This is a genomic window from Flammeovirga pectinis (assembly GCF_003970675.1).
Lineage (GTDB): Bacteria > Bacteroidota > Bacteroidia > Cytophagales > Flammeovirgaceae > Flammeovirga > Flammeovirga pectinis.
The window spans coordinates 819,643-845,789 of the sequence record NZ_CP034562.1 but is presented as its reverse complement, the minus strand read 5'-3'; the positions used below and the strand labels follow the sequence as shown (position 1 = coordinate 845,789).

The following is a 26,147-nucleotide window of genomic DNA, read 5'->3' as shown; positions in this document are numbered from 1 at the left end:
TATAGTACAACAAAACTAACAACATCTACTTGGATAATTTTGTGACAAAAACAGTTATTTATTTTCTTTAAAGGATGTTAACTATCCAATAAATCACGTAAAGCAACAGAAGCAACCGTTAAACCAAACACTGCTGGCATATAAGAAATGGTACCAATTGTAGAGCGTTTATGCTTTACTCCTTTCACTTCTTCCACTTTACTTTTATCTATTACCTCTGGCGAGAATACAACTTTAATCTTACGTCTGTATCTTTGAGTACCCACCATTTTTCTTACTTTTTTAGCTAGTAAGCAATTGTAAGTATCTCTAAGTCTCGCTACTTTAGTTTGTGTTGGGTCCATTCTGCCCCCGGCTCCCATAGAACTTATAACCTTAATTTTTTTATCTATACAAGTAGTAAGTAAAGTTACTTTTGGCGTTAATGTATCAATACATTCCACTACATAATCGTAGGCATGTTCATCTAAAAGCGTAGCAATATTTTCACCATCAAGATAAATTTGTTTAGTTTCTAGCTGAACATCTGGATTTATATCCTTAATTCTATCGCCAATAACTTTAACCTTAGACATATTTTCTGTACTTACCAATGCAGCAATTTGTCTGTTTCTGTTACTAACATCAACCACATCACCGTCTACAATTGTAATTCTTCCTACACCTGCTCTTGCAATTGCTTCTGCAGCAAAACCACCTACTCCACCAACACCTATTATTAATACGTGTTTATTTCCTAAGTTCTCAATACCTTCTTGCCCAATAAGTAGCTCAGTTCTTTCCTGCCAGTGTCCCATATTTGTGTGTAAATTTAAATTCTAGGTGCGAATTTAAAGAAGTTGATCTAGTTTGGGAAATAACTGATTTGCTATTTTTAGTTTTTGTTGTTGAAGTACAGACATTTCTTCATTATAGGTTGTACAAACAAATTGATAGAGGTCTTCTATTGAAAGGTTTTTATCATCATCTGTTTCAAATAAAATTTTTGATTTATCCGCTAATTCGTATGCTTCTGTCAACTTAGGTCTTTTGTACATTAAAGCTTTTCCAAAAGACAAGTAACAACCGCTTTTTATCAATTGGTTGGCTGTTTCTTTGTTACCTTGGTATCCATGAATAATCCATGGCTGTTTGCATTTACCTTTTTTTCTTAAAGCCAATAAATCAGAATATGCTTTAACACAATGGATAATCATTGGCTTTTCAAACTCTTCAGACACTTCAATCTGGGCAGTAAATACTTCTGTTTGTAATGCTAAATCCGTTTTGATAGAACGGTCTAAGCCAGCTTCTCCTACTGCATCTAAAGTGGTAATTATACTTTTTAATTTATCAATATTTTCTGTAATTGATAAATCATCAATGTACCATGGATGGATTCCGGCACTATTTAACTGAGAATTTAAAAGAGTACAATCATTCTGAAGTAAATGATTGTACACTCCAATAACATTTGAATATATACTTTTATGATGTGTATGTGAATCAAAAAAAATAAACATAAAAAAACCTTCTACTTTAATCTGATTAAGAATTAAAATAGAAGGTAAATATATTTTTAAGATACTCCTTATAAAGTTGTATCAAATGCTGTCAATTTGTGGAATTCCTTCACACGTGTCTGAACATCAGCATCCGTAATTTCTAATAAACGCTCTGTACCAAATTTCTCAACACAGAAAGAAGCCAATGCTGATCCGTAAATCACTGCTTTTTTCATATTTTCAAAAGAGATATCATCCGTTTTTGCTAGGTATCCAATAAAACCACCTGCAAAAGTATCACCTGCTCCTGTTGGATCGAATACTTCCTCTAATGGTAAAGCTGGTGCAGAGAAAACCTCATCTTTATGGAATAATAAAGCACCATGTTCACCTTTTTTGATGATTAAGTACTTTGGTCCCATTGCCATAATTTTCTTTGCTGCTTTTCTTAATGAGTACTCACCAGATAACTGACGAGCTTCTTCATCGTTGATAGATAATAAATCTACCATTGAGATAGTTTTCATTAAATCATCAAAAGCAATGTCCATCCAGAAGTTCATTGTATCCATTACAATCAACTTTGGCTTTTGCGTTAAACGCTCAATTACTGTGCTTTGAACCTGAGGAGAAAGGTTACCTAACATTATGTACTCAGAACCTTGGTAGCTTGCTGGTACAATAGGATCAAAGTTTTCTAATACATTAAGTTCTGTAACTAATGTATCACGAGAGTTCATATCATTATGGTACTTACCTGCCCAAAAGAAAGTTTTTTCGTTTTCTTTAATTTGTAAGCCTTCAGTATCAACTCCCTGATCTTCTAAAGTTTTGATGTACTCTTTTGGGAAGTCATCTCCTACTACTGCTACAACACGAACAGGCTTAGTAAAAAATGATGATGCGATAGAGATATAAGTACCTGCACCGCCAATTATCTTATCTGTTTTTCCAAAAGGTGTTTCAATAGCATCAAATGCTACAGAACCTACTGTTAATAAACTCATGTAATCTATTTATTTTTAATTATTCTCTTTCTTAAGAAGGATGCAAAAATAAATAAAATTAACTGTTAAATGGAAAGATTGTAAATATCATTAAGATAAAATGATAATTAATATTACAATTATTGTAAAGGAAGGCCAACTTCACAAAAGTATTTCAATTCTTCAATGGCTGCTCTCATCTCCATTATACTTTGATCTGCTTCTTCTTCAGAATCTATACCATCTTCATTAAGCACTAATAGAATTATGAGACAATTATAATTAACATCCAAAAATTCTAACATCTCATCAGAAGAGGCAACTATTGTTTCACAATCAGCATTATCTACTGCATCGTTAACTATTTCAATATACACTTCAAACTTATTCTTGATTATTTCTTCATCACATGTATTGATTTTAGATTCTTCTTTATCACATGATGACAACAATAAAAATAAGGATAGTACACAGTACGGAAAAAAATATAATCGTAAAAAATTACTCATATTATTATATACTATTATTCTATTAAGTAGACAATTGAAATTACCGAACGAACAAAAAAATTAATAGAACTTTAGACAGTAGATTATCATTAACTATTGCAAAGATACTCAATTAATGTATTGAATAAAATGTGTTTTAAAATTCTGTTCTCAAAAATGAATAAACGCTATATCTATAAGTGTTTTTAGTTAAAAAAAGTGCCTAAAGCAGCTCTTTAAATGCCTTTAAGTCTAAAATGTGCTATTTATTTAGAAAATTGTAATAGTAACTTAATTCAATATTAAACACATTTGTAATGTAGGTATATAAAACATTTTGATTTATCATTTTAAGTAGATCTATAAAGATTATCTTACTACGATTTTTCTTACAAAAAGAATATCTCAATTCTATTTTATATAACGATACGAAATGAAGAAAATTACTTTTTAAGACTACAGTATAATAAACTAATTTAAAGTGAAACGAATTATTAAACTGACAGCCCTAGTACTACTTATAAATTTAACTGCTTGGGCACAAAACACATCAGAAAAACCTAATATTATCTGGATAATGGCAGAAGATATAGGTCATGATTTTGCTTGTTACGGAATGGAAGCCGTTAAGACTCCTAATTTTGATAAACTAGCAGAAGATGGAACAATTTATTACAATGCTTTCGGTACAGCAACAATCTGTTCTACCAACCGATCTGCAATGATGATTGGAACGCATCAGTTAAAAACAAACACGATGCACCATAGAAGTAACAGAAATGTAGAACTTCAAAATCCTTTTAAACCATTTACCTATTGGTTAAAAAAAGAAGGATATACAACTATTCTTGGACATCATGGTGTACAAGCTAAAGGAAGAAAAACAGATTGTAATTTTAAATATACACCTATTGGAACGTGGGAAGAAAACAGAGGCCTTTTTGATAAGAATGATCATTTTGAAGAAGCTGACCAACCTTTCTTTGCACAAGTACAGTTAAATGTAACACACCGTGGTGGATGGTGGACTAATATTAGAAATAAATCTGAACACCCTGTATCTGTAGACGATGTTGTACTACCTCCTTATTATGCAGATACACCAGAAATTCGTTTAGACTGGGCTAAATACTTAGATCAGATTGAATATGCCGACAATGAAATGGGTATGATTATCCAGGAATTGAAGGATAAAAACATGTTAGATAACACTATTATTGTTGTAATAGGTGATAACGGAAGATGTAATTTAAGAGGTAAAGGATATTTACAAGATCCTGCTATCCGTATTCCTTTGATTGTAAAATGGGCAAAAGATTTTGAGCATAAAGATGAAAGTGATCAAATTATTGCTTCTACAGATATTACGGCTACAATTTTAGATCTTGCAGGTGCAGAATTACCAGAATATTTAACGGGTAGATCTTTCATTAGAAAAGATTTTGACCGTAAGTCTGTATATTCTTACAGAGGGTTATGGGATGAAGTGATGGAAGATATGTATGCTGTTTCTGATACACGTTATAGATATGTAAAAAACAATAAGCCAGAACTTGCTTACGATGCACACCAAGCTTATTTAGAATTTTACCGTCCTGCAGTTCATGTTATGAGAACTTTAAACGAAGCAGGTAAACTAAATGATTATCAAAAGATATTTTTTGAAGACCATAAACCTAAAGAAGAGTTCTATGATCTTAAAAATGACCCTTATGAGTTAAATAACTTAGCAACAAATCCTAAGTATAAAAAACTTATCAAGAAGTACCGTAAAGAAGCAGAGAAATATACAAAAGAAATGGTTTCTGCAGATGATACTTACGAGCCGGTTACTGCTTATGCTGTTGAAGTATATCAATATGTAAAAAAAGAATATCCTGAAGCTTACAAAAGAATGCAAGCGGGTGAAGAAATTGGCTTTGGTAAATTCAATAAAAAATACAAAAAATTGAAAGCCGCTCAAGAAAAAGAGAAAGGCACTAAATAATTGATCATGAAAGTAATTAAAGTTTTACCTTTTATCGGACTTAGCCTTTTATGCTTATCATTTAAAAGTGTTTCTGATAAACCAAAGGAAGATAAAAAGCCTAATATCGTACTTATCTTAGCTGATGATATGGGTTTTGGTGATCTCGGAATTACAGGATCAACAGAAATTAAAACACCTAATATTGATGCTTTAGGAGAAAAAGGTGTCTTTTTTAATCAAGGGTATGTTTCTTCTCCAGTTTGTAGTCCGTCTAGGGCGGGGTTATTGACGGGAAGAAATCAGGTTACTTTTGGTTACGACAACAACCTACCAAAAAACCTTTCCTACACAGATGGTTTACCTACTGAAATAAAAACAATTCCAGAATATTTAAAGCCTTTAGGTTATACCTCTGGAATAATTGGTAAATGGCATCTTGGTGATGGTGAAGAACATCACCCTAAAAATCGTTTTGATGAATATTGGTCGTTTCCTTATGGAGGACACAATTATTTTAAAAATGGTAAAGCAACTAAAAAAGCACAAAAAGCGTATGCCTCTGCATTAGAGTCTAATTATAAAACACCACAAGAAATTACTTATCTAACTGACGATATTGGTGATGAATGTGCCGATTTTATCAAAAGACATAAAGACGAACCTTTCTTTTTATATGCCTCTTTTAATGCTCCACATGCTCCGTTACAAGCTTTAGAAGAAGATATTGCCTTGTATGAGCATATCAAAGACCCTAAAAGAAGAACATACGCAGCTATGGTGCATCGTTTAGACTTAAATGTGGCTAAAATTATTGCTATGTTAGAAGAACATAATCTTGATGAAAATACGATTATTGTATTTTTAAGTGACAATGGTGGTCCTATTGGAAATGGTTCTCTAAACGCTCCTTATTCTGGTAAAAAAGGTACTTTATTAGAAGGTGGAATTCATGTTCCTTTTATGATGAAATGGAGTAAGCATATTCCTGAAAACATTAGATATGAACAAACCATTTCTTCTTTAGATCTTGCAGCTACTTTTATTACTGCTGCAGGTGGCAAAGTAAATGATGTATTAGATGGTGTTGATCTTGTTCCTTACGTAAAGGGAGAAAATAAAGAAACTCCTCACCAGCAAATGACTTGGAAATTTACAGTAAGTAGATCTATTAGAGATGGAAATTGGAAGTTAGTAACTATTCCAAACCACTTACCTATGTTGTTCGATTTATCTACAGATGTATCTGAACAAAATGATCTCCTTTTTAAAGAAAAGGAAAAGGCAGAAAAAATGATTAAGCAATTAGGAAATTGGGAAGTAGCTTTACCTAACCCTAGTTACTTTGAAGAGAATAAATACAAGGCGTTGCAACAAAAAGATTACTATAAAAAGTATCAATTAAAGCAACCGTCTACTTTATAGCTTAGAATAATAAATATACTTAGAAAGGAATATGAGTTATCATGTTCCTTTTTTTAATGCCCAATTTTTTAAACAATTTCACTTTTCTAGCAGAAAATTCATCTACAATAGCAGATTTCCTTATTTTTTATGTGATAAAAAATATCAAATTAGAAATATGCTACTACTTTTAATTATTGTTTTTAATTTGAAACGCAGTAAATAACATAATTTTTTTTTAATAAGTAGATCATCAATTACGATGTCTATTTTGCTTTTTGATTTTTTTCCAATAAGATTATTTTATCAGCATGAATACTAACATAAATATTAAATTCATTTTTTTACTTCTAGCTACTCTACTTAGTAGTTTACTATTTGCTCAGCAAAAAGAAATACCAAAATTTGAGAACATAAAATTCCCACAATCGTCAAATGGGCAATTAATTATTTCTGATATTATTCAAGATCAAAATGGTTATATGTGGTTTGGCACTACAATAGGTATTTTTAGGTATGATGGTTTTGAGATGAAAGAATACAAAATGTATAATAACCCTGGTCAACCTCCTGTAAAGAGAGTTACATCTATGGTTATTGAAGATAATAATACACTATGGATTAGTACAAATATTGGCGTATTTTATTACTCGCCAACTAAAGATATTATCCAGAAATCTGATATTGATGATGTCGGTTTTATTCATCACCTTAACTACACAAGAGAGGGTAATTTACTTATTGGGAGTGTAAATGGCTTAATGATTTATAACATTGAAAGTAAAACCTCAGAGACATATACACACATAAAAGGAGTAGAAAAAACATTGTCTGCAAATTTAGTAAGGTGTACTTACCTAGATACTAAAGGAAATTTATGGGTAGGAACAGAAAATAAATTGAACAGAATTGATGCTAAAACTAAAGAAGTAAAGAAATATAAACTCGTTGATAAAAACCACGGAGACCTTATTAAAAACAATTACATTCTATCGATCTTACCATTTGATGAAAATGATGATGAAACTTTAATTGTTGGTACAGAAACAGGTTTATGTAAATTCAATACAACTACTGGAGAATATCAGTTGTTGAATAGAAATAATAGTAATCTATCTAACCCAGTAATTAAAACAATATGTAGAATTAACGAAGATGAAATCTGGTTGGGAACAGACAGAGGTTTAACTATTTGGTATACAAAAACTGACGAGTTTCGTTCCTTTTTTCATGATAGTAAATTAAAATACTCTATCAATAATAATATTGTTACTCAGATAATAAAGGGGCAAAAAAATAATATTTGGATAGGGACAGAAAATGGAGCTAGTAAAGTTCACCTCAAACCTTCGTTCTTACATTTTAATAAAACGCCTACTGGTAACACTCAACTAGAAAGTGATCTAGATATAAATGATATCAAAATTGCCAAGAATAATGACATGTGGATAACAACCAACAATGGTCTTGTTAATTACAGTAGTAAATCAGATACATATAAAACGTTTAGGTACCCTTCTATTCTACACACAAAAACAAGAAGTACGCTAATAAAAGATAACGGTGAAGTCTGGATTACTTCTCTTGGTGGTTTAAATATTTATAATGAAAAAACGGATTCTTTTGATAAATACGTTGCCGGATCTAAAAATGTAAAAGGATTAAACACCAACTATTTAAATTTTATCCAAGAAGATGTATCAGGAGATACCTGGATTACTTCCTACCTTGGTTTATTAAGAGTAAAAGAACTAAAAAATAAAACTTTAGAGGTTACAAACATCACACAGAATTTAGGTAATAAACCAATAGATACTTATTATTCTACATCACCTATTATAATTTACAACAAAAAATTATGGGCTGGAAATGGTAGAGGAGTAGCCGTTTTAAATAGTAATAAAGGTAAGTTTCAACCTATTCAGTTTGAAAACCAAAAGAAATTTAAGTATCACAATCCTAAATTTGTTCTTGGAGATTCATCATTATGGTTAGCTGATAATAAGGCACTTTATAAAATAGAGAAAAAGAAACCTAAATGGGTCTCGAATTTTACAGAAAATATAAAGTCGTTACAAATTACTGAAAAACAGATTTGGATAGCGACAGCACATACGCTTTATGCTTTAGATCGAAAAACAAAAAAATTACATAAACTTACACAAGACGATACAGGTATTGACCTTTACAAAGAAGGTTCTGCAAAGGATAGCAATGGGAATATTTATTTTACGGGTATGGCTGGCTTTGTATCATTTAACCCCGATGAAGTTATTTTCAATGATGATGTGAGTGAAGTTCACCTTACTGGCTTAAAGGTAAAAGATCGTAATATTATTCCAAATATGGGTCTTCAAAATACTCCCATTCTAACAAAGGATATAAATGATACAGATAAGATTGTATTAGATTACACTAATAATTCCTTTTCTCTTAAATTTTCTACCATCGATTATAAAAATAATAATTCTTCTAAATTCTTTTACAAATTAGAAGGTATTGACGATGATTGGGAGAGTATTAGTAAACTTCATCATAGTGCAACTTATAAAAAACTAAGCCCCGGTACTTATATATTTAAAATTAGAGCTTCTAAAAGATATCAAGATCAACCCAATAAGATCTTGAAAATTGTTATTAGATCACCTTGGTGGGCAAGTACATTTGCTATAATTGCATATATCATTTTCTTTATTCTAGCTATTTTCTTACTAAGAAAGTTAATGATGGGGCAAATGAAAATGCAGAATCAACTTGAATTAGAAAAATATAAGAGGGAAGAAAATGATCAATTAACACAACAGAAAATCACCTTCTTTACTAATGTATCTCATGAACTTCGAACTCCTCTTACTTTAATAAAAAGCCCATTAGAGTTTATGATTTCTGAAGAAGATGACCCTAAGAAACTGACCATGCTTACCCGCATGAAAAATAATAGTGACAGGTTAGGTCGTTTGGTTAATCAAGTACTTGATTTAAGAAAAATTGAACAAGGTGGCGAGACATTAAATACGCATCAATATGATATTGTTCAATTTGTAAAGTCTATTCAAGATCACTTCGAAGAGGCCTCATTAAAAAGAGGGTTACAAGTTAAATTTACTGCTCCTTTTGATCATTACATTCAAGAAATTGATGTCACAAAAATGGAAAAAGTGATTTATAATTTGTACTCAAATGCTATAAAATTCACTCCCGATGATGGTAAAATAGAAACCTCTATTGGTTTAACAGATCAAGACTATTCAGAAAATGTACAAGATCATCTTTTTATAAAAGTTGCAAATACAGGCCAAGGGATTCCTAAAGAGTACCTCACAAAAATATTTGATCGTTTTGTAAATGTTCAGCTACCAAATTACAACGGGCAGAAAGGTACTGGTATTGGTCTGGCTTTAGTTAGAGATTACGTTAAACTACACAACGGACAGGTAACGGTAGAGAGTACCGAAAATGAATGGACTACATTTACTATCTTTTTACCAATTCAAGAATTGAAGTTTATAAATAAGAATGAAATTGAAGATCATGTTGTAGTTTCTGAAGTCGAAATAGACAGTATCATTACATCTCAACCAGAAGAAAATAACTATATAGAAGAGGAGCAAGAAGACGAAATAACTATTGAAGATAGTAGACCTACTTTACTTATTGTAGAAGATGATGTAGATATGCAGGCTTTTCTAGTTGAATTATTTGAAGATGAATACCATATTTTAAGAGCAAATAATGGTGCTGATGGATGGAAATTAGCGAAGTCTAAGTTACCTACAATCATTATTTCTGATTGGATGATGCCCAAAATGAATGGTGCTAAAATGACGGAAAAAATTAAATCAGATTTAAGAACAAGTCATATTCCTACAATTCTACTAACGGCTAAAAGTGGTATTGATAGTAAGATGGAAGGAATTGAAATGGGTGCTGATGAATACATAGAAAAACCATTTAATGTAGATTATCTTAAACTAAGAGTACGTAAACTTATAGAACAGCGTACAATGTTAAGAGAAAACGTAAAGAAAGAAGCTATTATCAAACCAAACGAGGTGACCATCAATTCTATTGATGAAAATTTCTTGACTGAAGTAATAGATATTATAGAAAAAAAGATAGACAATCATGAATTTACAGTAAAAGAACTTTGTGAGGAAGTTGGTTTAAGTCACTCTAATCTTTTAAAGAAAATTAAATCGCTAACTGGTCAAACAGTCAATGAGTTTATTCGAGAATACAGGCTAAAAAGAGCTGCTCAGTTACTTAGAGATAGTACGTACAATATCTCTGATGTAATGTATATGGTTGGTTTCAATCACCCGTCATACTTTACAAAAATGTTTAAAGAGATGTTTAAAGCTACTCCAAAAGAATATAGAAATAAGCACAAAGAAGAAGTGAATGGGTAGTAGCTCATCTGAATATACACCCACATAATTCATTCTTTAAAACAACAAAAGAGATACAAAATTAATTTTTGTATCTCTTTTGGGTTATGTGGGGAATTTAGTCGTTATGCAGTACTATCATTATTCTAAGTATATAAACTTAAAAAAGTTACTATTAACAATGTAATACCACCACACAATGTTGCATAAATAAGAGCTTCAATTCGTCGGCTCTGTTTTACTTTAGTCTTCATCATAATGTTATTGATATCTATACACCAAAGATGAAAAAATAAAGCATTGTTCTTTATCATAAAACTTGATAAGTTTAGCACATTTAATACTCATTCAAGCTATTTCTAAACAATAACATATTAAATATCACTTTTATCAGAAATTACTTTCAATTCAATTTCATAATGATATTCCTTTGCTTCCGCATAGTACTTTTTCATTAATTCCTGACCACAAGAACCATTTCCTAAACCACCATGAATAAAATCTATATTTAGTGTATTAAAATTCTCTTCTTCTAATTCCCAAGTACTCCAAGCATTCGATAAATCTTCTGTTGTGTATCTTCTTAGAGAATAATTAATAGGTGTATTTCCAGAGACTTTAATCCCTTCCTTTTTCTCATTAATTACATTTACCCAACGTACGTCAGATCTGTTCCCATTTTCCTGAGGCTTAGCATAGTTTACAAATTGTTGGTCGATCCCTGCCGTATAAATGCCCATCTGCATACCTGTAAATCGGTCTATATAAGAAGAACCAGGGCCTCTACCATACCATGTTGTTGTTGCTAACGATTTTGGTACATGAATTTCATACCCTACTCTTGGTAACGTTTTAGGGGCTTGGCCTTTAAATAAAATAGGTTTTATATCGACGGCTAATTTTAATGCCCCACCTTCTCCCAACGTAATTTTTTCAATGGTATAGAAAGAGAAACGTGCCATTGGCGATTTGTGCATTTTTTTGACCTCAATTACATTATTTTCTAGTGTAATATTTTGCACCTTAGTAAGCATATTGTTTAATCCTGCCTTGTGCCAATCTTCTATAGATTTTTTATCATTATCAATACTCGCTCTCCAAAATGACAATGCAAATTGTCCTTCCAAGTAGTTCACACCTTCTTTTTCTAAAGCTATAACTTCTCCTTTTCGTTTATCAAATACTAATTTAGTGCTTCCTACTTCTAATGTAATTTGTTGTGGAGTGTTCTCATTTTTAATTGATGATGCACTTGTAAATACATTATCATTAAATGAATAATTTTGAATTATATTTTCAGCATAAGCAACTTCAAACTCTTTCTCTGCCCAAGCAGTTTTTGTTTTAGTTTTTGCTGATACCTGAAGTACATACTCTACCCCTTCAACCAAACCTTCTGAAAAGCTCGGAATAGTAAATTCTTTTTGTGCACCAGCAGCAAGGTTCACTTTCAAAGTACCTGATTTAACCGATTGCCCTTCTTTATATAAAGACCATGTAAAACTATAAGCTGATAAATTATTGTAGATGTAATTATTACTTATCGTTACTTTATCAGTATTAAAAGCAAAACCTACATTCTGAAAAATGCGTTTTACTTCAACACTTTTAGGCGTTGGAGATAAATCCGACATAAAAATACCATTCATACAGAAATTGTAATCAGTACTCATATCATGACCAAAATCTCCTCCAACTGCCCAATAATATTTTGTTCCAGGTTTTAATGCTTCTGTATTTGCTAATTCTGGGTTATCCAATGCTGCTCCCCATTTACCATCTGTAGACTTTGTAATACCTTGATCTACAAAATCCCAAATACAACCACCAATTAAGGCAGGATACTTTTCGAATACTTCTTGGTACTCTGCAAAATTACCCATTGCATTACCCATACCATGTGCGTACTCATTCAATAAATAGGGTCTATCCAATCCTTTTTTAGCAATTTTCTCTACATCTTCAACCGCCATATATCTCCCCCATTTCTTTTTTTGATAAGGAAAACCTCCTCCAAAAGAATCGAAAGCCCAAGGTTCTGTAGCAAAATGGTAATTAGTTGGGCGAGTAGTATCTATAGCTTTAGTCGCTTTTTGCATTGCTACCATATTTACACCGTTTCCAGCTTCATTTCCAAAAGACCACATAATTACACTTGCATGGTTTTTATCTCGCTCAACAACTGCCTCAATTCTTTCTACGTGTTGCTTCTCCCATTTTGGGTTGTTTGCTAACGTTTCATTTGGTTTGTAACCCATACCATGAGATTCTACATTTGCTTCATCAATTACGAATAAACCAAACTGATCACATAATTGGTAGAAATACGGACTTGCTGGATAATGAGACGTTCTGACCGTATTAATATTCGTTTGTTTTAGACGCAGAATTGTCTGCATAATACGTTCCTTTGGTAGATATTTACCATGAATTGGATCGTGTTCTACAACATTAATTCCTTTAATTAAAAAAGGTCTACCATTTAAAACTATTTCTTGTTTATCAGAAATGGTAATTTCTCTTACCCCAATTTTAGACGTTACCACATCTACTTCTTTCCCCTCTTTTAGTAATGTTAATTGTAGGTTATATAAATAAGGTGTTTCAGTAGACCATAATTTTGGTTTCTTTAATAGACTTGAAAAATCAACAATACTTTCTTTAGAAGATAAATCAATCGTTTTAGTTCCTTTTGCAACAACTTTATTTCCATCCATTAAAGAATATGCTAAAGAATAGTTACCATCTGATTTAGCCAACAAGTTAAGTACATCTATATCTAACTTTAATTCTGCTGATTTCTCAGATACTTTTTTTGTTACAGCAAAGAAATCTCTGATATGTACTTTTGAACGATCAATTAAAAATACATCTCTAAAAATACCGCTCATTCTCCAACCGTCTTGATCTTCTAAATAAGAACCATCGCACCAACGAATTACTTCTAGCCTAAGTGTATTCTTACCAGCTTTTAAATATTTAGTAATATCAAATTCGGCAGGCGACCAACTATCTTGGCTATAGCCCACTTTTTTATCGTTCACCCATAAGTAGAAAGCAGACGAAACACTTTCAAAACGAACGTAATATTCTTTACTGTCTATTTTATTTACCGAAAATTCTCTTTGATAAATCCCTACAGAATTACCATTTTCTGCCTTGATATAAGGAGGGTTTGCATTAAAAGGATAAGTTATATTTGTATAAATTGGAGCTCCAAAACCTTGCATTTGCCAAGCAGATGGCACAGGTATTTTATCCCATTTATTAGGCTTAGCATTTGATGGTACTTCAGAAATATCTGCATAATACGCAAAGTCCCATATTCCATTTAGTAATGTTACATTCTCTGGTTTATCATCAAAATACAAAGTTGCATGTGCTTTTTCTTTGTTAACCTGAGTTATTTGTTCGTTTTCCCAATCATTACTTTGTGCCGATATATTAAAGCTCAACATCATTAGTAATAAGGAAGTAATTAGTTTATTCATTTCAATCAAAAAATTTATTCTATACTTTTTCAATAAAAGATGTTACACTTATTACATCCTTTATATCAAAAATAGTCTTATTCAAACAAAATCATGAACACTAATTCATGTAAAATTTACTCTATTCAGACATATTGAAAAAATATGCTATTTCACTCTACAAATAAAGTCTTTCTCCGTAAGAAAAATGGCTTTAATATACTTTAAACAAAGGTTATCGTTGATTACACGAAAACAAAAATTCAATCATTATTTAAAATTTGTGCTATTTATTTTACAATTATAAATAGGTCAAACAGAGGTAGAAGTACAAAAAAAACCTCTATCAAATAAATGATAGAGGCCTTATGTCATGAAGTTAGTGATTAAATAGTCACGTTGTAAAATTGTAAGTCACACATAACCTTGAAATGCAAGGCGTACACATCATTATTTCTGTTTAATTCGCTATAATTTCTTTAAGCCACACATCAGCTTTTTTGTCTACTATACTTGTTCTTTTTGTTATTACAAATGTACAGTACAATGGATTTCATCTATATCTCATAATCGTTTAATTATAATACAAATATCAAAAGGTGCCTTTATATACTATCTATCGGTGTTTTAAAAGATGTTTTTTAGCTGAAAAACGTTTTTATGATACTAAAAAATTAAACCTGTTGAATATTTAACTTTTCTTAATTGCTGTAAATCAGATGTGTCAATGGCACTTTTCTATCTTTATAACGGTTTCTATTGTAGAATATCAAACTAAAATTGAAATCAAACCGTTTAATAGGTTTCAAACATAACTACACGAGAATATGACTAATTTTATCAAGTACAATTTTATCATTCTTATAGCAGCACTATTTTCTAGCTGTGCCACTTCAAAGCAACCTACAGCAAATCATAAAACAATGGTTATTGGTGCACAACAAGTAGACTGCACTGGAGTAGGTCCTCAAAAATGTTATCAAGTAAAAGAAGGAGATGCTGCAGAATGGAGCAATTTCTACGGAGCTATCGAAGGCTTTACGTATACTGAAGGAACAGAATATGTTGTTGAAGTAGCCGTATCTAATGTGGAAAATCCACCTGCAGATGCATCGTCTTTAAAATATAAACTTGTAAAGATCTTGAAAGAAACAGAAAAACCTTTTGTAAAAATAAATGGAACATGGGTTATCTCTACTTTAAATGGTGAGGTGACTGACCCAATGAAAACATATATTATTTTCGACACCAATAAAAACAGCATTTTTGGTTTTGCAGGTTGTAACGGCTTAAACGGACAAATGGAATACGACGAGGAAAATAACACTTATAAAGGTGGTCCTTTTATGTCTACTATGATGTTCTGTGAGGAAGTTGCAGAAAATGAAAGAGCTTTAGGTAAGGTTCTTGAAAAATTTAATAAAGTAGCTGTAGAAGGAGATGTAATCACGATATCTTTAGATGATGAGGTTCTTTTAACTGCTAAGAAAGGTGTGAACCATCAAAATATTTATAAAAACTGGAAAGTATCTTTCATTAACGGTGTAGATGATTTAGGAGAAAAAGCTCCTTCTATCAGCATAAACAACCGAAGTGAAGTAAGTGGCAACGGAGGGTGTAACAACTTTAAAGGAGCTATTAAATTAGATGCTTTTTCTAATACTGTAAAAATTGGTCCTTTAGCGGCAACTAGAATGATGTGCCCTAACGGTGATGTTGAAAGTGCTTTCTTTGCACAAGTAGACAAAGTTGATAATTACAAAATTGAAAATGGTGAACTGCAACTTTTTGCTGGCGATCAATTAGTGATTAAAGCAAAGAAATAAGTTAGCATCATAAAATAAGAAAGCCACTTCTCTTTTTCAGAGGAGTGGCTTTTTCGTTTTATAAGGAACCTTGATTATAAATTAGACAGGGCAACCTTACTCGTTTCTGCTTCTATTTCTAGAAGAAAATAATATTTACTGGCTGAGGTACTTCTAATTCGCTAGAGTAAGTAAGTATTCCTGTTTTCTTATCTCTCTTAAGGACTACTACATTATTAGAAACTTGATTAGCAACTACTACATAATCTTCTTTAGGTGAGAATGAGAAATCTCTAGGTGAATCTCCATGTACTTTAGCATACCCAATGTTAGTAAGTAAACCTGTTCCTTTGTCTATTTTATACATAGCAATACTGTTATGCCCTCTATTTGATGCATATAAATACTTACCATCTTTAGATACTTTAATTGCTGCACATGTGTTTTTACCATCAAAAGATTTAGGTAAAGTAGTAATTTCACCTGCCATAGCGTAAGCATCTTCAGTTACCTGATTAAAGATTGAGATAGTACAAGTCAATTCATTTAAAACGTACATCACTTTTCTATCACTAGAAAAATTGACGTGTCTTGGTCCAGAACCTTTGGCAACTTCAACAGTTGTTTTTTCTGTCAATCTACCTTCTTCTACACCATAAACATGTACTATATCATTACCTAAATCTACTGTAAAAACTTCTTTTTGCTTAGGATCAAAATGTGCAAAATGAGCGTGAGCTGCTTCTTGACGTTGTTTATTTGGCCCTTTGCCTTCATATTGAATAACCTGATGATGCGGAGCTAATAACCCATCTTTTATTTGGAAAACACCAACGTTTCCTCCAGAGTAATTTGCTACAAATACTGTATTATTTTCATCTAAAGAAACATAACAAGGGTGAGCTCCTCCAGAAGGCACTTTATTGATAAAGGTTAGATTCCCTGTAGACTTATCTACCGTAAATAAACTTACCTCTCCATCTTTATTTTTTGCTTTAGAATCTGATATCTCATTTACTGCTACAACATATTTGTGGTCTTTAGAAAAAGCCACATAAGACGGTTCTACAGATTTAGCAGCTAAATTAATTAACGATACTGTTCCTTTTTTTGCATCTAAATTTAAATGGTAAATACCTTCTGAGGTTGTCTTAGTATATGTACCTACATAGAAGTCTTGTGCATTTACTACCATTGTAAATAAAAAAGGGAATAGCGTTAAAATTATATATTTCATATTGTCTGTTATTTATATTTGTGTCGAAAATACAAATTTAGAATTACAATTTTATCCTTTTAGTATGAAAGTAAAAATAACTATAGAATATTGTACGCTCTGTCAATGGACTCCAAGAGCAGTTTGGATGCAACAAGAGTTGCTGTATACTTTTAACGAACAAATTGAAGAAATTGCTTTACGCCCTACGAATGGAGGGGTATTTAAGATTTCTGTAGATAATCAATTAGTATGGGACAGAAAAGAAGATGGCTTTCCTGAACCAAAAGCAGTAAAACAAAGAATCAGAAATAAAATTGATCCAGAACGTTCTTTAGGTCATTCTGATAAATAGGTGAAGTATTACTTTTTGTTAATAGATTAAAACAATACCGGCCATTCATATAGGTGGTATGTCTTAGAATTGAATAAAACAAAAACTCAATTCTCATGAAAAACTTATTAATACTATTCTTCTTATCGTTTTCATTCTTTTCTTGTACAGATAAAGAAGAACCACAACCTATTGTAAAAGAGGTTATTAAAACGGACAATAAAAAAGAAGATACTGTTGCAATAGTTAAAAAAGAGAAAGCTACCGAAAATAAATCAGTGGTTAAAACAGAAGATGCTAAAAAAACTCAAACACCTTCACCTGCCACTACATCAACAAAGAAAAAAGTTACGCATAGTTCTGGTAAATCAATTTTTATTGATCCCGTTCTAACTATTTCAACTAGTGATTTAGACCATTATTTTACTTTAAAAAATAGTATTACTAAGTTGATAAAAGAACACGACGATTTTAATTCTAAATCAAAATTAGCAATAGAAAACACTAAAGTTCTTAACAAAGAATTGATTGCATTAAGAGCAAAAAATGCCTCACAAAATGAAATTGATGCTAAAGCTAAAGCTAAAGAGTATAAACAAGAGGTAAAGAGTATGATAAATAATGCATCGAAAACTGGATCTTTAAAAAGAAGAATAGAAAAAACACAAAGAGATTTAAAGACAATTATAGATACATATTCGATTACGGAATAATCAAATCGATCAAAACATAAGATAAATTAAGCTACGTCATAACAATATGAGGTAGCTTTTTTTATTTCTACAGCTGCTAAAAAGGCTAAAAAACAACTTTAAAAGCTCATTTTGTTAACACACCAAAATAGTATTGGCTATGCGTAGAGATGATATGTCTTAAAGTTGAATCAAAACAAAAATTAACTACTATGAAAAATTTATTAATTCTACTTTTAGCTTCATTTTCTTTCTTCTCTTGTTCAGATAAAAAAGACCCTGAACCTATTGTTAAAGAAGTTGTTAAGACAACAAAAAAAGATAATTCTACAGATAAAGTAGAAGTTACAAAAGCAACTAAAAAAAGCACATCTGCTTCAACAAAAACAGATACTAAAAAAACTACTGTCCCTACTCCTGTTCCAGTACCAAATACTTCGTCAACAAAGAAGAAACACACATCTTCAAATGGTAAAGTACTATTTACAGAGTCTAGTTTTATAATTACTCAAAATGATGTAGATAAGTATTTCAAAATCAAAAAAGAGTTGGAGAATATGATAAATGAGTATAAGATTATATCGACTGAATTCTTAGCTTCTTCAACTAAAACAAAAGCACTTAATCAAGAAGTAATACAGCTTAAAAAGAATAATGCTCCAATAAGTGAGATCAATACAAAAAAAGCTGAAGTACTAACAAATCATAAGAATACATTAAAAATTGCAATAAAGAAGACAAATAAAGAAGCTGAAATTAGATCTAAGAGAATAGATTTAAGTGAGCTAGTAAAGATGTTTACTATCACAGAATAATAAACTATTCTTCAATTTTAAGTTATCCTAATAAAGACTATTTCATAAAAATATGGAGTAGTCTTTTTTGCATTTTAGAGGTAGGATAAACAGAAAAATGCACCGAATAAGAAAAACATTATTATAATTGAATAAAAATTCATTATTTGTCAACTCAATAAATAAATAGTGAATATGATACATCCTATGAATAAAAGAGGGTTTTCTCAACCACATTATGATGCCATCATTATTGGAGGAGGAATTACCGGTGCTGCTATTGCTTACGAACTAAGCTGTAAAGGAGCTACTGTTGCTTTAGTAGAAAAAGGTGACTTTGGAGGAGGTACTTCTGCTGCTACTTCTAAACTTATTCATGGAGGGTTACGCTATTTAAAAAACTTTGAACTTGGCCTAGTTAGAGAATCTCTAAAAGAGCGTTTGCGCTTATCTAACATTGCACCAAACTTTGTGCGTCCTATCCCTTTTATGTTACCACTTTATACCTATAAAGATAAGTGGCTCCTTAAAGCAGGGATGGAAATGTATGATTATCTTTCTTTTGATAAAAAAGATACGCTTTTAAAAGAAAATGCACTTGATAATTATGACTATTACAGTGCTAAAAAAACGCTAATTAGAGAGAAAGATATCCGTAAAGAAGATTTACTAGGAAGCTATGTTTATCACGATTGCCAAAATGCCAATGCAGAAAGACTTACGTTGAGTTTTATAAAATCTGCAATGCAATACGAAACAGAAGTAGCTAATTATGCAAAAGTAGAAGACTTTATTATTAAAGACGGAAGAGTAAAAGGTATTATAGGTCGTGATCTTATTACCGATACTCCTATTAAACTTTTAGCAAAAGTAGTTATTAACTGTGGAGGAGCTTGGGCAAATGATATTCTTCAGTTTAAAAATGCTCCAAAAACAAATAAAGCTACTATGCGTTCTGAAGGCATTCATATTGTAACCAAAGCAATTGGATATCAGCATGCTATTGCTTTAGTTACTCCTAAAGGCAGACATGTTATGGTACTTCCATGGAGAGGACATTCTATAATTGGCACTACAGATAAACCTTATACCGGGGAGGTAGACGACTGGAAGGTAAACAGAGAAAGTATTGAAGAATTAATTGAAGAAATAAATGCTTGTTACGGTGATGGTCAACTATCTTTTAAAGATGTCTGCTATTATTATGGCGGGTTACGACCGTTGGTAGATCATCAAACAGAAAATACGTATGATCAATCCCGCAAACATGAAGTTATAGACCATACGGCCGATGGATACCCAGGGCTTTATACTGTAGAAGGTGGAAAGTACACCACTTCTAGGCATTTGGCTGAGATTGTAGGTGCTAAACTTTCGTCAGAAATCACTTTAGAAAATGACAGCCAAAAAACAGCCAAAATACCACTTTTTGGTTGCAAAATCACGAATTTACAGCAATACCATTCGTATTTAAAACTCCAATTTCCTTTCTTATCTCAACACATGTTATGGACATTTATTAGTATGTATGGAGAGGAGTCTGAAATTATTTTAAAGCGATTTGTGAACAATGAAACAAACCAGACATTGCTAAATGCTGATGGAGAAGTAATTACACAGGTATACCATGCTATCGAAAATGAAATGGCATTTACCTTAGAAGATATATTTTTAAGAAGAACCGGATTAGGCACTTTAGGAAAACCGAATGATGCCTTAATTGAAACGGTCTCCGCTATTTTACAAAAAAAAATAGGGTATTCTGATCTAGTTATCACGCAGCAAATAGAAACCTTACTTACACACTATCAACTTCTTGAAGAAGATTAATATTTTTTGAAATGAAATCAAAATTAAAAAACACATACCGACAAGTCTTGCGTTGGGGAAACCCTCATTACGAAGAAAAATTAAACGAGCAAGGCAAAAAAACAATACAAGATTTAGTAGGTATACCTGTTACTGAGGTAAACTTACCTACTTTTCTACCCGGTGAAAAAGAAATTACATTAGATAAACCTATTGGATTACCACCAAAATATGTACTAGAATTTACAGATATTGTTGGTGCAGAGAATATAAAAACATCTGATTTTGATAGGGTAAAACACTCTGCAGGAAAGTTTTATGGAGAATTAATGCAGCTACGTCAGGAGCAAGTACTTACCCCTCCAGATTTAATTATTACTCCGAGTGATGAAGCACAAATAGAAACTATTTTACAGCGTTGCCAGCAATGGAAAATTCCTGTAGTTCCGCAAGGCCTACGTTCTTCTGTTACAAAAGGAGTTGGATTACCAGATGGTGGTATCGCTTTAGATCTAACTGCTCATTTAAATCAGATTATTAGTTTTGATGAAGTAAGCCAAACTGTTACTGCACAATCTGGAATTACAGGTCCAACGTTAGAAAAATTCCTAAATAGTAAAGGATATACTTGCGGGCATTTCCCTCAATCTTTTGAATTTTCTACGCTTGGTGGTTGGGTTGCTGCTAAAGGTGCAGGCCAATGTTCTACGGGTTATGGAAAAATTGAGGATATGGTTTTGAGTTTAAAGGCATATACTCCATCTGGAATTATTCAGAATGAAACTTATCCAAAGTCTGCCCAAGGTTTTGATATTATGCCTTTATTTATTGGTTCTGAGGGTACACTTGGTGTAATTACTCAGGTGACAATGAAAGTGAGAAAGCTTACGATTAAAAACCGTTCGAATGCTTGTATTATCTTCAAGGATTTTGAGAATGCAGCAGCAGCAATGCGTACTTGTATTCAAGGTCAGTTTGGGTTACCTCACCTTTTTAGAATCTCTGATCATGAAGAAACAGAAGTAGCTTTTAGAATGAAAGGGTTTGAAGGTTCTTTTTCTGATAAAGCATTACAAGCACTCGGATATAAACCGAATAGTAGAGCTTTAATGTTTATTTCTGTTGAAGGAGATAAAGATTATACTTCTTTTGTAGTTGATAAAATTAAGTCTACAGCAAAGAAATTTGGTGGAAGAAGCATTGGTAGTAAGCCAACTAGAAAGTGGTTAGAACAACGTTATCATTCTGCTTATATGAGAGAGCCTTTGATGGATTTGGGATTAATGACTGATACCATAGAAACGGCCGCTATGTGGGCGAATATTGAAAAGCTATGGAAAAATGTTCGTACGTATATAAAAGCAAGACCCAATACAGTTTGTATGTGCCATATCTCTCATGTCTATGAAAATGGTGCTAATTTGTATTTCACTTTTATTACTCCTACAGATAAAACTGCCCCATCAGAAGATTATAAAACATTCCATGCGGGATTGGTAGATACTATTTTAGCAAACAAGGGTTCACTTTCTCATCATCATGGAATTGGACGAGCACTTGCTCCTTGGATGAAAGAAAAGTTAGGCGAACGTTCTTTCGAATTAATGAAAAGTATTAAAAAAGATTTAGACCCAAATGGCGTGATGAATCCGGGTGCTTTATTCGATTAAATCTTCTTCTATGATATTATCTATTGATGCAGGAACACAATCTATCCGCGCTTCTATTATTGATAAAAAAGGAACAATCTGTGCTTTGGTAAAGACACCTGTTACGCCTTATTTTTCTAAAAAAGCAGGATGGGCAGAACAAAATCCCACCTATTATTGGGAGGTGTTTTGTGCAACAACAAAACAGCTTTTAAAAGAAAATTTAACTTTAAAAAAGCAATTAATTGGTGTTACTGTAACCACGCAAAGAGGTTCTGTTATTAATGTGGACAAAGAAGGTAAACCCTTGCGCCCTGCAATTTTATGGCTCGACCAGAGAAAAGCAAAAATGGAAGCATTTCCGAATTGGTGGTTAAGTACTGCCATGAAAGGAATTGGTATTTATAGTATTGTAGAACATGCCATAACAGAATGTGAAGCCAATTGGATTCGCCAAAACGAAGTAGATATTTGGAACAAAACACATAAGTTTTTATTCTTATCTGGGTACTTCCATTATAAATTAACAAATCGTTTTATTGAAACAAAAGGCAATATGGTGGGTTACGTACCGTTTGACCATAAAACAGGAGATTGGGCGACAAAGTCTGATTTTAAAAGCAAGATGTTTCCTATAGAAGAAAGTAAATTGCCTGAACTTATTGGTGTAGGTGAAGTAATTGGAAACATTACTGAAAAAGCTGCCAATGAAACAGATATACCTGTACACTTACCCGTAATTTCTGCGGCATCAGACAAAGCGTGTGAATTGTTAGGTACGGGAACCTATACATCTAAAGTTGGATGTTTAAGTTTTGGGACAACAGCAACGTTTTCTACCAATATCAAAAAATATAAAGAAGTTATTCCTTATTTCCCTCCCTATACTAGTGCCATAAAAGGATGTTTTAATACTGAAATTATGGTATATAGAGGATATTGGATGGTGAGTTGGTTTAAAAAAGAATTTGGAAGTAGAGAAGTTTTGCAAGCTGAAGAACTTGGTATTGCCACTGAATCAATTTTTGATGAAATGATCAAAGATATTCCTGCAGGTGCTATGGGGCTTACGCTTCAACCTTTTTGGTCGCCTGGAATTAAATCCCCTGGTAAAGAAGCAAAAGGAAGCATTATTGGTTTTGGTGACGTTCATACCAAAGCTCATATTTATAAAGCAATTTTAGAAGGTATTGGTTATGCATTAAGAAATGGTGCTGAACAAACGCAACAAAAAACGGGAGAAAAGATTACAGAATTAAGAGTTTCTGGTGGTGGTTCTCAAAGTGATGAAGCCATGCAACTCACCGCAAATATTTTCAATCTTCCAACACACCGTCCGCATACCTTCGAAACGTCTGCATTGGGTGCTGCCATGCTAGGGTTTATAGGTCTTGGTTTACATACCTACGAAAGTGCCATTAAAGAAATGACGCATATTAAAAAAACGTTCTACCCTAATAAAAAAGAGGCTATCGTTTATAATCAATTGTACAAAGAAGTTTACCAACAAATGTACCCTAGATTAAAACCTATCTACGAAAAAATTCAAAAAATTACGGGCTATCCTAAAATCTAGTTCTAAAGTACGTTGCTCTTTTATATCTTCGCCTTATGAGTATCAAAATAGAGAATTTGACAAAAGTATACGGTGACCAAAAAGCCGTTAATAATATCAGTTTTGAAGCAAAGCCAGGAGAGATTTTAGGTTTTCTAGGACCAAACGGTGCAGGGAAATCTACTACAATGAAAATTGCTACCTGTTACGTACCACCAACACAAGGTACTATTAAAGTTTGCGGCTATGATGTTGTCGAAAATCCTATTGAAGTACGTAAAATGGTGGGCTACTTACCAGAACACAACCCTCTTTATTTAGATATGTATGTAAGAGAATATTTAGAATATTCGGCGGCTATTTACAATATAAAAGGACAAAAAAGAAAGCAACGTGTTGACGAAATGATTGAGCTTACTGGCCTTACTCGTGAACGTAAAAAGAAGATTGGAGCATTATCAAAAGGATATAGACAGCGTGTTGGCCTTGCACAAGCGTTAATACACGATCCTGAAGTACTTATTCTTGATGAACCTACTACGGGCCTCGATCCTATTCAATTAGAAGACATTCGTGCTTTAATAAAAAAAGTAAGTCAGAATAAAACTGTAATGCTTTCTACACACATAATGCAAGAGGTACAAATACTCTGCGACCGTGTTGTTATTATTAGAAAAGGTGATTTAGTTGCAGATGATAAAGTTGAAAATTTACGTCATTATGGAGCAAAAACAGCACTCAACCTTAAATTTGAATCGCCCACTTCTGCTGCTTTTTTATCAAGTATTGAAGGCGTAGAGAAAATTGAAATTGTAGACCCTGCCAACGTTCTTGTTTACTATGCTAATGATTTAGATTTAAGAGGTGATATATTTAGAAAATCAGCTTCCGAAAATCAAGCTATTATAGAAATGAATATGCAAATTCAATCTATGGAAGAAATATTTACACAATTAGCACAAGGTTAAAAACACGCTTCCTTCATAATAACATAATTTAAAAAATGAGTGTCAATATTAGCGAATAACAATAAATGAATATATATTCATTTTAAGTAAAGCCGTTTTATAAATCAAACATTAATACTGATTTATGAAAAAGCTACAATACTTATTTCTATTTCTAAGTCTAATTTTATTATCTGTAATTTCCAATACTATTCATGCTAAAATTAGTAATGATATAGTTATTCCTGTTGGAGATTCTCAACTCCTACCTTCTTTAGATGTTAGTGGGAGAACTCATTACATTATCCAAGGTACTTTAACCGTTAATGGAGATGTTAATGTATCTGGGAATGGACAAATTACTGTTGACGGAGGTGAATTAATTATTTATGGTAACCTAAAAGCTGCCGGAAATGGAGTTGTACTTGTTGATGGTGGAGATTTATATGTTGATCGTATAATTAAGCCTGGAAATGGAGAAGTTACAACAATTAATGGTGGTGAAATACACCATACTTCAGATCTTCCTGTAGAATTAATTAGTTATGAAATTGAAGTTGATCAAAATAAAAACGTAGATATTTTTTGGGAAACTGCTCAAGAAATAAATAACAGTCATTTTATTATTGAAAAATCATATGATCGGAAAAATTATATTTTTGTTGATTCTGTAGATGGACATGGTAATACAAATAGTAATGTTTACTATGAAAGTAGTGACCGTTTAGATAATAATGAAATAACTTATTATAGACTTACTCAGTTTGATTTTGATGGAAAATCTGAAGCTTGGATACAAAGTGTTGCAGGTACTACTTATAACGATATTAGCTTTAATATCTATCCTAACCCAACATCTGAATATTTAAGAATTCAAACTACTATAAATGATAATGAACTAATGGAGTTTTACTTGGTAAATGCTAGTAACGGGAGTAGACATAAACTAAATATCACTTCTATTTCTTATGCAACACAAACCTTTGATCTTACTCATTTAGCAAATGGTATGTACATCATAGAAATTACAAAAGGAAATCAAGTGATTTATCAAGATAAAATCATTAAAATATAAATACTTCGATTCATTAAAATTAAGAACACCTTTCTAAATGGAAGGTATTTTTTTATTGTCGCTCAAAAAGTGTGAATAAAAGGAA

Annotated in this window: 18 protein-coding genes; 12 read left to right on the top strand and 6 right to left on the bottom strand. The window is 32.0% G+C overall.

What is annotated here, in order from left to right; all coding sequences use genetic code 11:
- Positions 1-77 precede the first annotated feature (77 nt).
- The 4 genes from EI427_RS03520 to EI427_RS03505 all read right to left on the bottom strand — a co-directional run bounded on the left by EI427_RS03520 (position 78) and on the right by EI427_RS03505 (position 2,979).
- Positions 78-797, bottom strand: a complete 720-nt coding sequence (locus EI427_RS03520) for a tRNA threonylcarbamoyladenosine dehydratase (protein WP_126611685.1) — start codon at positions 795-797, stop codon at positions 78-80.
- Between the two features lie 33 nt (positions 798-830).
- Positions 831-1,502, bottom strand: coding sequence for a TatD family hydrolase (locus tag EI427_RS03515; RefSeq protein WP_126611683.1), 672 nt, complete (start codon positions 1,500-1,502; stop codon positions 831-833).
- Between the two features lie 68 nt (positions 1,503-1,570).
- Positions 1,571-2,491, bottom strand: coding sequence for a PfkB family carbohydrate kinase (locus EI427_RS03510; protein WP_126611681.1), 921 nt, complete (start codon positions 2,489-2,491; stop codon positions 1,571-1,573).
- A gap of 119 nt (positions 2,492-2,610) precedes the next feature.
- Complete coding sequence (locus EI427_RS03505) at positions 2,611-2,979, bottom strand: hypothetical protein (protein WP_126611679.1); 369 nt, start codon at positions 2,977-2,979, stop codon at positions 2,611-2,613.
- Between the two features lie 460 nt (positions 2,980-3,439).
- Between EI427_RS03505 and EI427_RS03500 the strand changes: the two genes are divergently transcribed.
- The 3 genes from EI427_RS03500 to EI427_RS03490 all read left to right on the top strand — a co-directional run bounded on the left by EI427_RS03500 (position 3,440) and on the right by EI427_RS03490 (position 10,737).
- Positions 3,440-4,945: a sulfatase-like hydrolase/transferase gene (locus EI427_RS03500; protein ID WP_240655349.1), complete on the top strand. Its 1,506-nt coding sequence runs from the start codon at positions 3,440-3,442 to the stop codon at positions 4,943-4,945.
- A 6-nt stretch (positions 4,946-4,951) separates the two neighbouring features.
- Positions 4,952-6,349: a sulfatase family protein gene (locus EI427_RS03495; RefSeq protein WP_126611677.1), complete on the top strand. Its 1,398-nt coding sequence runs from the start codon at positions 4,952-4,954 to the stop codon at positions 6,347-6,349.
- Between the two features lie 290 nt (positions 6,350-6,639).
- Positions 6,640-10,737 carry a hybrid sensor histidine kinase/response regulator transcription factor gene (locus EI427_RS03490; protein WP_126611675.1) on the top strand — a complete coding sequence of 1,366 codons (4,098 nt, stop codon included), beginning with the start codon at positions 6,640-6,642 and terminating at the stop codon, positions 10,735-10,737.
- Between the two features lie 353 nt (positions 10,738-11,090).
- Here EI427_RS03490 and EI427_RS03485 read toward each other — a convergent pair whose 3' ends face one another.
- Positions 11,091-14,207: a glycoside hydrolase family 2 TIM barrel-domain containing protein gene (locus EI427_RS03485; protein ID WP_126611673.1), complete on the bottom strand. Its 3,117-nt coding sequence runs from the start codon at positions 14,205-14,207 to the stop codon at positions 11,091-11,093.
- A gap of 806 nt (positions 14,208-15,013) precedes the next feature.
- Here EI427_RS03485 and EI427_RS03480 point away from each other — a divergent pair.
- Positions 15,014-16,012: an META domain-containing protein gene (locus EI427_RS03480; RefSeq protein ID WP_126611671.1), complete on the top strand. Its 999-nt coding sequence runs from the start codon at positions 15,014-15,016 to the stop codon at positions 16,010-16,012.
- A 118-nt stretch (positions 16,013-16,130) separates the two neighbouring features.
- Here the strand turns inward: EI427_RS03480 and EI427_RS03475 are convergent, their stop codons facing one another.
- Entirely contained in the window at positions 16,131-17,228 is a 1,098-nt protein-coding gene (locus EI427_RS03475) for a lactonase family protein (RefSeq protein WP_126611669.1), read from the bottom strand.
- A gap of 64 nt (positions 17,229-17,292) precedes the next feature.
- Between EI427_RS03475 and EI427_RS03470 the strand changes: the two genes are divergently transcribed.
- From EI427_RS03470 to EI427_RS03435, 8 genes are all read left to right on the top strand, one after another.
- Positions 17,293-17,562, top strand: a complete 270-nt coding sequence (locus tag EI427_RS03470; protein ID WP_126611667.1) for a SelT/SelW/SelH family protein — start codon at positions 17,293-17,295, stop codon at positions 17,560-17,562.
- Positions 17,563-17,657: 95 nt separating this feature from the next.
- Positions 17,658-18,254, top strand: coding sequence for a hypothetical protein (locus EI427_RS03465; RefSeq protein ID WP_126611665.1), 597 nt, complete (start codon positions 17,658-17,660; stop codon positions 18,252-18,254).
- A 191-nt stretch (positions 18,255-18,445) separates the two neighbouring features.
- Positions 18,446-19,048 carry a hypothetical protein gene (locus tag EI427_RS03460; protein WP_126611663.1) on the top strand — a complete coding sequence of 201 codons (603 nt, stop codon included), beginning with the start codon at positions 18,446-18,448 and terminating at the stop codon, positions 19,046-19,048.
- A 174-nt stretch (positions 19,049-19,222) separates the two neighbouring features.
- A complete protein-coding gene (locus EI427_RS03455) occupies positions 19,223-20,857 on the top strand; it encodes a glycerol-3-phosphate dehydrogenase/oxidase (RefSeq protein ID WP_170178385.1) in 1,635 nt (544 codons plus the stop codon).
- An 11-nt stretch (positions 20,858-20,868) separates the two neighbouring features.
- Positions 20,869-22,506, top strand: coding sequence for an FAD-binding oxidoreductase (locus tag EI427_RS03450; protein WP_126611659.1), 1,638 nt, complete (start codon positions 20,869-20,871; stop codon positions 22,504-22,506).
- 10 nt (positions 22,507-22,516) lie between these two features.
- Positions 22,517-24,061 carry an FGGY-family carbohydrate kinase gene (locus tag EI427_RS03445; protein ID WP_205727895.1) on the top strand — a complete coding sequence of 515 codons (1,545 nt, stop codon included), beginning with the start codon at positions 22,517-22,519 and terminating at the stop codon, positions 24,059-24,061.
- A gap of 35 nt (positions 24,062-24,096) precedes the next feature.
- Positions 24,097-25,008, top strand: coding sequence for a gliding motility-associated ABC transporter ATP-binding subunit GldA (gene gldA / locus EI427_RS03440; protein WP_126611657.1), 912 nt, complete (start codon positions 24,097-24,099; stop codon positions 25,006-25,008).
- Positions 25,009-25,132: 124 nt separating this feature from the next.
- Complete coding sequence (locus tag EI427_RS03435; protein ID WP_126611655.1) at positions 25,133-26,062, top strand: T9SS type A sorting domain-containing protein; 930 nt, start codon at positions 25,133-25,135, stop codon at positions 26,060-26,062.
- The last annotated feature ends 85 nt before the right edge of the window (positions 26,063-26,147 follow it).

Bases quoted from the DNA above. Each gene is read 5' to 3' on its own strand.
- EI427_RS03435 (WP_126611655.1), top strand. From the start codon at position 25,133: ATGAAAAAGCTACAATACTTATTTCTATTTCTAAGTCTAATTTTATTA.
- EI427_RS03470 (WP_126611667.1), top strand. From the start codon at position 17,293: ATGAAAGTAAAAATAACTATAGAATATTGTACGCTCTGTCAATGGACT.
- EI427_RS03505 (WP_126611679.1), bottom strand. From the start codon at position 2,979: ATGAGTAATTTTTTACGATTATATTTTTTTCCGTACTGTGTACTATCC.
- EI427_RS03450 (WP_126611659.1), top strand. From the start codon at position 20,869: ATGAAATCAAAATTAAAAAACACATACCGACAAGTCTTGCGTTGGGGA.
- EI427_RS03455 (WP_170178385.1), top strand. From the start codon at position 19,223: ATGATACATCCTATGAATAAAAGAGGGTTTTCTCAACCACATTATGAT.
- EI427_RS03445 (WP_205727895.1), top strand. From the start codon at position 22,517: ATGATATTATCTATTGATGCAGGAACACAATCTATCCGCGCTTCTATT.
- EI427_RS03510 (WP_126611681.1), bottom strand. From the start codon at position 2,491: ATGAGTTTATTAACAGTAGGTTCTGTAGCATTTGATGCTATTGAAACA.
- EI427_RS03485 (WP_126611673.1), bottom strand. From the start codon at position 14,207: ATGAATAAACTAATTACTTCCTTATTACTAATGATGTTGAGCTTTAAT.
- EI427_RS03515 (WP_126611683.1), bottom strand. From the start codon at position 1,502: ATGTTTATTTTTTTTGATTCACATACACATCATAAAAGTATATATTCA.
- EI427_RS03495 (WP_126611677.1), top strand. From the start codon at position 4,952: ATGAAAGTAATTAAAGTTTTACCTTTTATCGGACTTAGCCTTTTATGC.
- EI427_RS03520 (WP_126611685.1), bottom strand. From the start codon at position 797: ATGGGACACTGGCAGGAAAGAACTGAGCTACTTATTGGGCAAGAAGGT.
- EI427_RS03490 (WP_126611675.1), top strand. From the start codon at position 6,640: ATGAATACTAACATAAATATTAAATTCATTTTTTTACTTCTAGCTACT.
- gldA (WP_126611657.1), top strand. From the start codon at position 24,097: ATGAGTATCAAAATAGAGAATTTGACAAAAGTATACGGTGACCAAAAA.
- EI427_RS03480 (WP_126611671.1), top strand. From the start codon at position 15,014: ATGACTAATTTTATCAAGTACAATTTTATCATTCTTATAGCAGCACTA.
- EI427_RS03475 (WP_126611669.1), bottom strand. From the start codon at position 17,228: ATGAAATATATAATTTTAACGCTATTCCCTTTTTTATTTACAATGGTA.
- EI427_RS03465 (WP_126611665.1), top strand. From the start codon at position 17,658: ATGAAAAACTTATTAATACTATTCTTCTTATCGTTTTCATTCTTTTCT.
- EI427_RS03460 (WP_126611663.1), top strand. From the start codon at position 18,446: ATGAAAAATTTATTAATTCTACTTTTAGCTTCATTTTCTTTCTTCTCT.